Origin of the sequence: Caulobacter sp. B11, from assembly GCF_002737765.1 — a bacterium.
GTDB lineage: Bacteria > Pseudomonadota > Alphaproteobacteria > Caulobacterales > Caulobacteraceae > Caulobacter.
The window spans coordinates 1-11,491 of sequence record NZ_PEGG01000017.1 but is presented as its reverse complement, the minus strand read 5'-3'; the positions used below and the strand labels follow the sequence as shown (position 1 = coordinate 11,491).

Genomic DNA, 11,491 nt, shown 5'->3' with positions numbered 1-11,491 from the left:
TGCCGCGCGCGCCGTGGCTGGCGATCGGCGAGCTGGGCGGCGGCGAGGCCCGCGACCGGGTCCTGTTGGCCGCGCCCCTGGACGAGGCGGCCCTGCGCGCCGCCTTCGCCGATCGCCTGACCACCGAGGACCGGCTCGACACCGGGCCCGGCGGCAAGCTGCGCGCCAAGCAGATCCTGCGCCTGGGCCGGCTGGTGCTGGAGGAGCGGCTGATCGAGCGGCCCGATCCCGCCCTGATCGCCCGCGCCCTGGCTGACCAGGCGCGGAGCGAAGGCCTGGGGCGCCTGCGCTGGGGGCGGAGCGCGACCGCCTTTCGCGAGCGCGTCGCCTTCCTGCGCGGCGTCGATCCGGACGCCTGGCCCGACCTGTCGGACGCCGCCCTGGTCGCGCGGCTGGACGACTGGCTGACCCCGCTGCTGGCCGGTTGCGCGTCCCTGGCCGACCTCGACGAGGCCGCTCTGGACGGGGCGGTGCGCGGCCTGCTGCCCTGGGACGCCCAGCGCCAGCTCGACGCCCTGCTGCCGGCCCGTTTCACCGCCCCGACCGGGACCACGGTGGCCATCGACTATGCCGCCGAGGCCGGGCCGCGCATCGACATCCGGGTGCAGGAGCTGTTTGGCCTGACCGCCCATCCCAGCGTCGCCGACGGCCGCGTGCCCCTGGTGCTGGCCCTGCTGTCGCCCGGCCACAAGCCGATCCAGATCACCCGCGACCTGCCTGGTTTCTGGACGGGCTCATGGCGCGAGGTGAAGACCGAGATGAAGGGCCGCTATCCGCGCCATGTCTGGCCCGACGACCCCGCCGCCGCCGCCCCGACCACCAGGGCCAAGCCGCGCGGAACCTGACGGCCTCGCGTCTAAACGTTTGATTCTAGCGCCTGTTTATCCCGTTTTCATGGTTCCATGAAAACGGGACAGGCTCTGGGGCTCAGACGTAGCCGAGCAGCGACCTCAGGCCCGGGGCATGGAAGTCGAGGATGCGCTTTTGCACCTCGGGCAGGGTCTTGGGGAAGGCCACGGTCTGGCTGAGGTTCTCGCTGGCGGTGCGGCTTTCGCGGCGGTCGGCGCCCGCCTCGACCCGGGCCCGCCAGTCGTCGGGCAGGTCGAGGCCGCAATCGGCCAGAAGCTGGCGGAAGAAGGCTTCGGCGCGGTTGGAGGCCAGGTCGTTGACGGCGGCGACGATGTCCTCGTAGCGCACCACGGTGGCCGGCCCGCCCATCCAGGCCACGGCGTTGAAGGTGAAGACGTCCAGCAGGGCCGGGATGCGGCCGTGCACGCCCAGGATCATCATGTTCATCACATCCTCGGGGTGCACCGCGCCGCCCTTGATGTGGTTGAGCGAGCCCTGGAACTCGTCGGACATGTAGAACCGCGCCCGGGCCAGCACCCAGTCATGGGGATCGCGGACCAGGACGATGTGGCGGATATCGCGCACCGCGACACAGGCCTCGTCGGAATGCAGCAGGTGGCCCCAGCTCAGGAACGGCTGGGTCTGGGAGAAGGCGTCCAGGCTCTGGCGCAGGATCGCGTGCTGGATGTACTCGCGCGGCCAGTGCTGCTCGGGCGCGACGAACATCCGCAGGATGTTGCGGATCAGGTGGGTGCCCGCCTTGGGCACGCTGTTGAGCAGCACCGGGCCGCTCAGGCGAGGGCGGTCGAAACGCAGGCCGATCTCGTCGAGATTATCGGGCTTGCCGCGGATGATGGCGTTCACGCGGGAGGGTCCTCACAATGAAAAACGGCGGCGGGTGACCCCGCCGCCGCTCAAGTCTAGCCCGGTTCGTCCTCTCCGGGGAACCGGAGAGGACGTCTCAGGTCTTAGAAGCGCTTGGTGATGTTCACGAAGGCGCGACGGCCATAGTAGTCGTACTGGGAGGCCAGGACCGACTTGCCGATCGTGCTGTACTGACCCAAGCCCTGAGTGGCGGCCGGGGGCAGTTCGTTGAACAGGTTGGACACGCCGACCAGGACCGACAGCTGGTCCATCTTCTTGCGGACCGACAGGCTGTGATAGGCGGTGAACTCGGTGTGCACCTTGTAGGCGATGGTCTTCGCCGCGTTGGTGTCGCCGATGTCTTCGGCTTCCGAGGCCTTGCCGATGGCGTCGATCGCCCAGAAGCCGGTCCAGTCGCCACGGTCGAAGCGCAGGTTCATCGAGCCGGTCCAGTCGGGATCACCCACGTCGCCGTTGGTGTCGACTTCGTTGCCGGCGAACAGCTCGGTCGTGTCTTCCAGCTGCCAGGTCGACTGCAGGTTGACGTTGAACTTACCGAAGTCGAACTCGTAGCCGTAGTCGATGGTCAGATCGATACCGCGGTTCACCTGGCTCGCGACGTTCAGATAGTTGTCCTGAACTTCCTCGATGTAGAAGGTGCCGGCCTGACGGGTGAACTGGTTGCACAGCGGGTCCGTCGGGAAGGTTTCGGAGTTGTAGCAGCCGGCGACGATATTGGCGGCGCCCAGCTTGGTGACTTCGTCGTTCACTTCGATTTCGAAGTAGTCGACGGCCACTTGCAGGTTGGCGAAGCTGGGGCTCCAGATCACGCCGAGGGTCTTGGCGTCCGAGGTTTCAGCCTCGAGCAGACCCTTGCCGCCGCCGGAGACGACCGTGGCGCTCGACCCGTTGCCGCTCTGGTCGCCGGGGACGCCGGCGGCCTGGCAGTTGTCGGCGATCCGCTGCGGCAAGGTGCCGGCCAGCAGGTTGTTGGCCCAGTTCACGCAGGGATCGACCAAGCGCTGCGAGGCGAACGAGGTCTGGTTGGCCAGGTACAGTTCGAACAGGGCCGGAGCGCGGAACGAGGTGCCCTTGGTGGCGCGAACCCGCAGGGACGGCATGACCTGCCAGTTCAGGCCGACCTTGTAGGTGCTGTTGCTGCCGTAGGAGTCGACGTCGGTGTAGCGGCCCGACAGTGACAGATCCAGGCGGTCAACGAACGGCATGGCCTTGATCAGCGGAATGTCGAGTTCGGCGAACACTTCCTTGGTCTTGTCTTCGCCCTTGGTGATGCCGGCGGTGGACAGGCCCCAGCTGTTGCCGGCCAGAGACACGGCCCCGGGGGTGTCGCTGATCTTGTCCTTGCGCATGTGGAAGCCGAAGGCGGCGCCCACGCTGCCGGCCGGCAGGGTGAAGAGGTTGCCCGAGACCGAACCTTCGACCGCGATCTGGTCATAGACGGTCTTGCCGACCTCGGTGTCGAACAGGAAGGCTTCTTCGGCGGCGGTATATTTGCCGGCGAGGAAGTCAGGGCTGACCCACGACACGTCGACGCAGGAGCGGTTCGAGACCGGCGTCTTGTAGCCGACGCACGAAGCGGTCGGGCGCGGGATCGAATTCTCATTGAACAGACCGAAGGAGCCGTCATCGCTGCGGCCGTCCGACGAGTAGACGGCGTCGGCGAGAATGACTTCCTGGCTGTATTCGCCGTCCGAACGGCTGACCTGGGTGAAGATATCCCAGTCCCAGCCCTGCAGGAACGAACCGAAGTCGCCCTTCAGGCCGACGACGCCGCGCATGTAGTCGACCTTCTGGCCTTGGTCGAACTTGTCGGTGACCGGGGTCGGGCTGAGGATGTAGGGGCCCGTGAAGCCGGCCGAGAAGGGGTCGCCGTAGTCGCCGGTATAGAGGTAGGTCCAGAACTGGCGGATATCGTGCGACTTGCTCTCGCGACGGTTCAGCAGCACTTCGGTATAGAGCTCGATGCTCTCGGTCACATCGTAGCCACCCTGGGCGAAGATGGTCTGGGTGGTGGTTTCCGGGATGAAGGTCGAGTTCAGGCCCAGCGGGCTGTTGGTGTCGGTGACGGCGTCGCCCGCGGTGCCGGGGTCGCCGACCACGAAGAAGCCGGCCGGAGCGCCGGGATAGCGGCGGTTCTGGGTGTCGACATAGGCGCCGGGCACGAAGGTCGGGATGTTGGTCGCCAGACCACCGGAGTAGTCGTACTGCAGCTTGCCGCGACGCGACGAGCCGTTGAAGCCATAGATCCAGATCTGATCATACAGGGTGCCACGGCAGGCGAACTTGCCGGTGCGGGGATCAACGATGTCGCTACGGGCGCCGGTGGCCGGGTTGAAGCGGTACTGTTCGGCGCAGCTGGTGAAGTCCCGATCGCCGACCTTCTGTTCCTTCTGCTTGAAGTAGTCGCCGGTGATGCTGAAGTAGCCCTTGCTGAAGGTCTTACCCCAGGAACCACTGATCTTGTATTGCTCGCCGCCCTCTTCGAAGGGGCGCACGCCGGTCACCTGGAATTCGCCGCCGTCAAGGTTGCGCTTGGTGATGATGTTGACGACGCCGGCCACGGCGTCCGAACCGTAGACCGAGGACGCGCCGTCCTTCAGGATTTCGATGCGGTCGACCGCGGTCTGCGGCAGCACGTTGAGGTCGAAGGCCGAAACCGCGCCGCGCACGCCGGCCGGACCGGCGCGACGGCCGTTCAGCAGCACCAGGGTGCGGTTGGCGCCGAGGCCGCGCAGCGAGATCGTCTGGGCGCCGGGGCCGCCGTCGGTGACGAAGGCGCTGGAGATGGTCGAGTTCACCTGCGGCGAGCCGGAGGCGATGGTCGAGCCCTGGAGCATCTGAGCGGCGGTGACGACGCCCTTCAGCTCGGTCGTTTCCGAGGTGATGACCTGGATCGGCTGGGCGCTGTTGAATTCGTTGCGCTTGATGCGCGAGCCGGTGACGATCAGCTCTTCGACCTCGGCCGGCTCTTCGGCGGCCTGGGCCGGGGTCGGAGCGGTCTGGGCCAAGGCCGCGGCTGGCGCGGCCAGGGCGGCGGCGGCGAGGCCGGCGATGATCGTCGAATTGAGTAGATGCTTGCGATTTAGCATGAAGCGTTCGCCCCCTATCAGAAAGAGTAGACACAGCCCGACCTCGCAACCAAGCGTGGGCGGGCGTTGCCTCTATTTCACCACCTTCGGCGACGGGGGTGCAATCGCTAGGACGGGGTTGTGTCGAATTTTCCTCGGATGTGTGACATTTGATGCGCCTGAGACCGGTCTGCTGAACGAAAGCGCGACTATAGATTACAGATTGGTAAGAATTTACCGCGCCTCGGCTGAAGATTTCGCTGGCCTGGATCCGACTCGCGTTGGAGTAATCGCGACAAGATAGGCCTCGCGGCCGAATCCGCGCCCGGCGCGGTTTGGCGCGGCGCCGATATGATTCTGTGAGGCGACATGGCGATCTTCAATCTGCGCAACATCTGCTTGGCGGCCGCTTCTGCGGCGGTCATGGGCGTGACCCTGGCGGCCGCGCCGCTCGCCCTGGCGGCCCCGCCGGCCGCGATCGACTTCGCCCGCAAGCCGGCGATCACCAACGTCACCCTGTCGCGCGACGGCAAGCACATCGCCGCCCTGACCTCGCCGGACGGCAAGATCTCGACCATCTCGATCTGGGAGACGGCCGACCTCGGCAAGGCGCCCTATGTCATCGCGCTCGACAAGGTCGACATCCTGGGCATCGACTTCCTGAAGAACGACCGGCTCGTGGTCACCACCATCCAGCCCTTCACCTACGGGTCCTACAAGGCCCATCTGATCAAGGCCTTCGTCAGCGATCTGGCCGGCAAGGAGTTCAAGGACCTGCTGCCCGAGGGCCGGGGCCGGTCGGGCCAGGAAGAGTGGCAGGACGCCCTGAATACGGCCGGCATCATCTCGACCCTGCCGCTCGATCCCCAGAACGTGCTGATGGTGGATTCCCGCACCGCGACCCGCGGCGACATCCTCAGGGTCAATGTCTATACCGGCGCGATCGCCCGGATCGATCGGGCGTCCGACCGTTTCGGCGGCAACCAGGCCGACCTCAATGGTGAGATCCGGGCGCGGCAGGAGCTGGGCTTCGACAATGGCGCGGTCTATTTCGCGCAATGGATCAAGCATCCCGACACCAAGGCCTGGGAGGAGCATTTCCGCTCCTACGCCAAGGACCGCGAGCCGATCTCGATCGTCGGCTTCACGCCCGACCCGAACATCATCTACATCAGCTCGACCAAGGGGCGCGATAAGGCGGGGATCTATGTCTATGACATCCGCGCCCGCAAGGTCCTGGAACCGCTGTTCGAGCACAAGCTGTTCGACGGCCTGGGCGTGCGCACCTCGACCTCGCAGGCCGACTACGGCAAGGTTCTGGGTTTCACCTATGCCGGCGCCACCACCACCACCTACTGGGTCGACGACAAGCTGGCTTCGCTGAACAAGAGCCTGCAGGGCGCGCTGAAGACCAAGACCACCCCGGTCGCCTGGACCGATCCGGCCACCGGCGAAACCTCGCGGTTCTCGGCCCTGGACGGCACGGCCGCCACCATCACCGACTGGTCCGAGGACCTGAAGTACTTCGTCGTGGAAAACAGCGGTCCGACCAATCCGGGCGACTATTATCTGCTCAACGCCGCCGGCGAGCTGAAACTGCTGGGCAAGTCCCGCCCGACCATCGACGCCGCCGCCCTGGGGGCGACGAAGCTGGTGCAGTACAAGGCCCGCGACGGCCTGATGATCCCGGCCTTCCTGACCACCCCGCCGGCCGACAAGTTCGGCCCCGGACCCTATCCGACCTTGATCGAGCCGCACGGCGGCCCCTGGGCGCGCGACAATCTCGACTGGGATTTCTCCGGTTGGGTCCAGTACTTCGCCAGCCGCGGCTACGCCGTGCTGCAGCCGCAGTTCCGTGGCTCGGAAGGCTGGGGCCAGAAGCTGTGGCGGGCCGGCGACGGCCAGTGGGGCCAGACCATGCAGGACGACAAGGACGACGGCGTCAAATGGCTGATCGACCAGAAGATCGCCGCGCCTGACCGGGTCGCCATGTTCGGCTATTCCTATGGCGGCTACGCGGCCCTGGCCGCCGCCATCCGGCCCAACGCCCTCTATCAGTGCGCGGTTTCGGGCGCGGGCGCGGGCGACCTGGCCAGCATCAAGCGGGAAACCTACGACAACCGCTTCCAGCGCGAGTTCCAGAACCCGACCATCGACGGGCTGGATCCCTTGAAGCAGGCGCGCGAGGCCAAGATCCCGCTGTTCATCTATCACGGCGACCGCGACCAGATCGTCGACGTCAAGCAGTCGCGGCGGTTCGTCGAGGAACTGAAGGCGGCGGGCAAGCCCCACCGCTATCTGGAGATCAAGGACGCCGGCCACCAGTTCATCAGCATGACCCCGGAGATGATCGAAACCCAGATGGTCGAGGTCGAAAAGTACCTCAACACCGAATGCGGACCGGGCGGCCTCTAGAGACCCCTCCAGCCCCCAAACACCGCGAAGCCCCGCCCCGTGATCCGGGGCGGGGCTTTTTCGGTTTCAGGGCCCAGGCTCCGGCTAGGCCGGGGACTGGGTCAGGCGAGAGCCGGGCTCAGCGGGCGCCGGCGCCGCGATAGACGTCGCAGAGGGTTTCCAGCACCCGTACCGCGGCCGGGTCGGCCAGGCGGTAGAAGATGGTCTGGGCCTCGCGCCGGGTGGCGACCAGCCCCTCGGCCCGCATCTTGGCCAGATGCTGCGAGGTGGCCGACTGGGCCAGGCCGATATGCAGGGCCAGATCGCCGACCGAGGCCTCGCCATCGATCAGCCGACAGAGGATCAGCAGACGCTGCTCGCTGGCCAGCAGCTTGAGCAGCCGGGCGGCGGCCTGGGCGCTGGCGGCGAGGTCCTGGACGTCGTCCAGGGAGGCGAGGGGGGCGGTGCTGGTCATATGCCTAATGTAGAAGATAGGCATGGAGGTTCAAGGGGCGTGGGACGGTCTGCCCCACGCCGTTTGTCGCACTGAGCTTAGGCCGGGGCGAGCAGGCTACGCAGCATCCAGGCGGTCTTCTCGGAGACCTGCATGCGCTGGGTCAGCAGGTCGCAGGTGGGCTCGTCGCTGGCCGCCTCAGCGATCGGGAAGATACCCCGGGCCGTGCGCGTCACCGTCTCGTGCCCCTTAACCAGATTGATGATCATCTCGCGCGACGGCGGAACGGCGTCCTCCTCGGCGATGCTGGAGAGCCTGGCGAAGGCGGCGTAGCTGCCGGGGGCGGGATGCCCCAAGGCGCGGATCCGCTCGGCGATGTCGTCGACCGCCAAACCCAGCTCGGTGTACTGGGTCATGAACATGGTGTGCAGGGTCTGGAACATCGGGCCGGTGACGTTCCAGTGATAGTTATGGGTCTTCAGGTACAGGGTGTAGCTGTCGGCCAGCAGTCGGGAGAGTCCGTCGGCGATGGCCTGACGCTCCGGCGATGCGATGCCGATATCGATGTCCAAGCTCGTCATGTCCACTCCTTGAGAACCTGCGGGCGGTTGTCATCGCGCAGGACGATGTAGATAGCCGGAATGACCAGCACGGTCAGCAGGGTCGATGAGGCCAAACCAAACAGCAGCGAGATCGCCAGGCCCTGGAAGATCGGGTCGGTCAGGATCACCGCCGCCCCGATCATCGCCGCCGCCGCCGTCAGCACGATGGGCTTGAAGCGGATCGCGCCTGCCTCCAGCAGCACCTCGCGCAGCGGCCGGTCGCCGGTCTGGGTGTGCCGGATGAAATCGACCAGCAGGATCGAGTTTCGCACGATGATCCCCGCCAGGGCGATGAAGCCGATCATCGAGGTGGCGGTGAACGGGGCTCGGAACAGGATGTGGCCGATGACGATGCCGACCAGGGTCAGGGGGATCGGGGTCAGGATCACCAGAGGCAGGCGGAAGCTCTTGAACTGGGCGACGACCAGAACATAGATGCCCAGGATCGCCACCCCGAACGCCGCGCCCATGTCCCGGAAGGTCACCCAGGTGATCTCCCATTCGCCGTCCCACAGCACCGTGGGTCGGCTCTCGTCGGTGGGTTGGCCGTGCATGCGGATGTCGGGCTTGGGCACGTCCTTCCAGTCGCCTTCGCGGAGGGCCTTGTCGACGGCCATCATGCCGTAGATCGGCGCCTCATAGGCTCCGGCCAGTTCGGCCATGACCATGTCGACATCGCGTCCGTCGCGGCGGAAAATGTGGGTCGAGCCCGGCTCGCGACTGGCGGTGACGACCTCGCCCAGCGACACCAGACGGCCGCCGTCGGCCCCGGCCGACACCGCTACCGGCATGGCGCTGAGGCCCTCGCCCCAGCTGCGCGCCGACTGCGGCAGGCGCACGGCGATCTCCAGCGGGTCGCGGCCTTGCCCGCGATGGGCGTAGCCGACCACCTGGCCGTTGAGGGCGGCGGCGACGGAGTCCTGGACGTCGCGGTCAGCGACCTTCAGCGCCTCGAGACGATCGCGGTCCGGGACCAGGCGCAGGCCTGGCCGGGGCACGCCATAGCTGTCGTCGATGTCGACGATATAGGGCACGGCCCGGAAGGCGGCCTTGACCCGTTCGGCCACGGCGCGGCGGGTGGCGGCGTCGGGTCCGTAGATCTCGGCCAGCAGGGTGGCCATCACCGGCGGGCCGGGCGGCGCCTCGACGACCTTGAGGGTCGATCCGGCCGGCAGGGCCACCTGGGCCAGGCGGCGTCGCAGGTCCAGGGCGATGACGTGGCTGCTGCGATGGCGGTCGCCCTTGGCGGCCAGGGCGACGGAGAGATCGCCCATCTCGGGCCGGTTGCGCTGATAGTAGTGGCGCACCAGGCCGTTGAAGTTGAACGGCGAGGCGGTGCCGGCATAGGCCTCGATGGCGATGACCTCCGGCAGGGCGCCGGTCACGACGGCGGCGTCGGCCAGGGCCCGCTGGGTCGCTTCCAGGGTCGCGCCCTCGGGGAGGTCGAGGACCACCTGCAGCTCGGACTTGTTGTCGAACGGCAGCAGTTTGACGGTCACGGTCTTGGTGGCGAACATGGCGCAGGCCAGCAGGGTGGCCAGGCCCACGGCGATCAGGAAGGTCCAGGCGCTCCGGCGGGTGGCGATCACCCGGCCCGCCACCTTGCGATAGAGCGCGCCGAGCTTGCCTTCGCCGTCATGGGCATGGCCGCCGGCCGCCAGGGTCTTGCGGGCGAAGCGCACCATCAGCCAGGGGGCGATGATCACCGCGACGAAGAACGAGAACACCATGGCCGCCGAGGCGTTGACCGGGATTGGCGCCATGTAGGGGCCCATCAGGCCCGAGACGAACAGCATCGGCAGCAGGGCCGAGACGACGGTCAGGGTGGCCACGACGGTGGGATTGCCGACCTCGGCCACCGCGTCCACGGCCGCGTCGACGCGGCTGCGCCCGTCGGCCATCGCCCAGTGTCGGGCGATGTTCTCGATCATGACGATGGCGTCGTCGACCAGGATGCCGATCGAGAAGATCAGGGCGAACAGGCTGACGCGATTGATGGTGTAGCCCATCAGGTTGGAGGCGAAGAGGGTCAGCAGAATGGTGGTCGGAATGACCACGGCGGTGACGGCGGCCTCCCGCCAGCCGATCGCGAAGCCGATCAGGACCACGATCGACAGGGTCGCCAGGCCCAGGTGGAACAAGAGCTCATTGGCCTTTTCGTTGGCGCTTTCGCCATAGTCGCGGGTCACCGCCACCGTCAGGCTGTCGGGCAACAGGGTGCCCTTCAGGGCCTCGACCCGGGCCAGAACGGCATGGGAGACGACCACGGCGTTGGCGCCCTTGCGCTTGGCGATCGCCAGGCTGACGGCCGGCGCCTGGCTCCAGCCCTGTTCGGCGCGGGTATAGCGCCAGACGCGGGCCTGGTCCTCGCGCGGCGCCTCGATGACCCGGGCGACGTCGCGGACATAGACGCTCTGACCCTTGATCGAGGGCAGGGCCAGCAGGCCGATCTGGGTGGCGTTGGTCAGGGTCTGGCCGGTGGTGACCTCCAGGGCCTGGCCGCCATTGCGGACCTGACCGGCCGGAAAGGCCCGATTGGCCTGGCGGATGGTGTCCATCAGCACGCCCAGCGCCACGCCATGTTGCGCCAGCTTGGCCGGATCGGGCTCGACGCGGATCTCCTGGGGCCGGCCGCCGACGATGAAGGTCAGGCCGACATCCTCGACCTTGGTCACCTCGTTGCGCAGCTTGCCGGCCAGTTCGAAGAGCGCCTGGTCGGTCCATTGGCCGGGCGCGCCCGGCTTGGGCGTCAGGGTCAGGACCAGGCTGGGCACGTCATTGATGCCGCGGGTCTGGATCAGCGGTTCGGGAATCCCGGCCGGGATGCGGTCATAGTTGGCGCGGATCTTCTCGTGCACGCGCACGGCCGCCGCATCGGGATCGACCCCGACCTTGAAGCGGGCGGTGACCATCACCTGGTTGTCGTCGGCGAAGGTATAGACGTGCTCGACCTCGGCCACGCTCTTGACGATGGTTTCCAGCGGCTTGCCGACCAGCTCGATGGCGTCGGGGGCCCGAAGGCCAGGCGCGGCGACCATGATGTCGACCATCGGCACGCTGATCTGCGGCTCTTCCTCGCGGGGGATCGACATCAGGGCCAGAAGGCCGACGGCGATCGCGGCGATCAGGATCAGCGGCGTCAGCGGCGAGGCGATCGTCGCGCGGGTCAGACGACCCGAGGGGCCCAGGTTCATCGGCCGGTCTCCGCGGGGGTCAGGATGTCGCCCAGGGCCAGTCCG

7 protein-coding genes are annotated in these 11,491 nt (G+C 67.3%); 2 read left to right on the top strand and 5 right to left on the bottom strand.

Annotation, left to right across the window (positions count from 1 at the left end; translation table 11 throughout):
• On the top strand, nt 1-845 hold an 845-nt coding region (locus tag CSW58_RS01360; protein ID WP_304441619.1), incomplete at its 5' end, for an ATP-dependent helicase C-terminal domain-containing protein.
• 82 nt (nt 846-927) lie between these two features.
• Here CSW58_RS01360 and CSW58_RS01355 read toward each other — a convergent pair.
• Both CSW58_RS01355 and CSW58_RS01350 read right to left on the bottom strand, forming a co-directional pair.
• The gene (locus CSW58_RS01355; protein WP_099446009.1) at nt 928-1,713 is read right to left on the bottom strand and encodes a hypothetical protein; all 786 of its coding nucleotides are present in this window, start codon (nt 1,711-1,713) and stop codon (nt 928-930) included.
• A 104-nt stretch (nt 1,714-1,817) separates the two neighbouring features.
• Entirely contained in the window at nt 1,818-4,823 is a 3,006-nt protein-coding gene (locus CSW58_RS01350; protein ID WP_099446008.1) for a TonB-dependent receptor domain-containing protein, read from the bottom strand.
• A 348-nt stretch (nt 4,824-5,171) separates the two neighbouring features.
• Between CSW58_RS01350 and CSW58_RS01345 the strand changes: the two genes are divergently transcribed.
• Nucleotides 5,172-7,217 carry a S9 family peptidase gene (locus CSW58_RS01345; protein WP_099446007.1) on the top strand — a complete coding sequence of 682 codons (2,046 nt, stop codon included), beginning with the start codon at nt 5,172-5,174 and terminating at the stop codon, nt 7,215-7,217.
• Nucleotides 7,218-7,335: 118 nt separating this feature from the next.
• Here the strand turns inward: CSW58_RS01345 and CSW58_RS01340 are convergent, their stop codons facing one another.
• The 3 genes from CSW58_RS01340 to CSW58_RS01330 form a co-directional block, all read right to left on the bottom strand.
• Nucleotides 7,336-7,671, bottom strand: a complete 336-nt coding sequence (locus CSW58_RS01340) for a helix-turn-helix transcriptional regulator (RefSeq protein ID WP_236627578.1) — start codon at nt 7,669-7,671, stop codon at nt 7,336-7,338.
• Nucleotides 7,672-7,748: 77 nt separating this feature from the next.
• Nucleotides 7,749-8,231 carry a Dps family protein gene (locus tag CSW58_RS01335; protein WP_201721546.1) on the bottom strand — a complete coding sequence of 161 codons (483 nt, stop codon included), beginning with the start codon at nt 8,229-8,231 and terminating at the stop codon, nt 7,749-7,751.
• On the bottom strand, nt 8,228-11,446 hold the full coding sequence (locus tag CSW58_RS01330) for an efflux RND transporter permease subunit (RefSeq protein ID WP_099446005.1): 3,219 nt from the start codon (nt 11,444-11,446) through the stop codon (nt 8,228-8,230). Before CSW58_RS01330 ends, CSW58_RS01335 begins: the two co-directional genes overlap by 4 nt.
• Nucleotides 11,447-11,491 lie beyond the last annotated feature (45 nt).

What these genes read in the sequence shown, in the direction of transcription:
- CSW58_RS01345 (WP_099446007.1), top strand. Translation starts at nt 5,172, where the DNA reads ATGGCGATCTTCAATCTGCGCAACATCTGCTTGGCGGCCGCTTCTGCG.
- CSW58_RS01335 (WP_201721546.1), bottom strand. Translation starts at nt 8,231, where the DNA reads ATGACGAGCTTGGACATCGATATCGGCATCGCATCGCCGGAGCGTCAG.
- CSW58_RS01350 (WP_099446008.1), bottom strand. Translation starts at nt 4,823, where the DNA reads ATGCTAAATCGCAAGCATCTACTCAATTCGACGATCATCGCCGGCCTC.
- CSW58_RS01340 (WP_236627578.1), bottom strand. Translation starts at nt 7,671, where the DNA reads ATGACCAGCACCGCCCCCCTCGCCTCCCTGGACGACGTCCAGGACCTC.
- CSW58_RS01330 (WP_099446005.1), bottom strand. Translation starts at nt 11,446, where the DNA reads ATGAACCTGGGCCCCTCGGGTCGTCTGACCCGCGCGACGATCGCCTCG.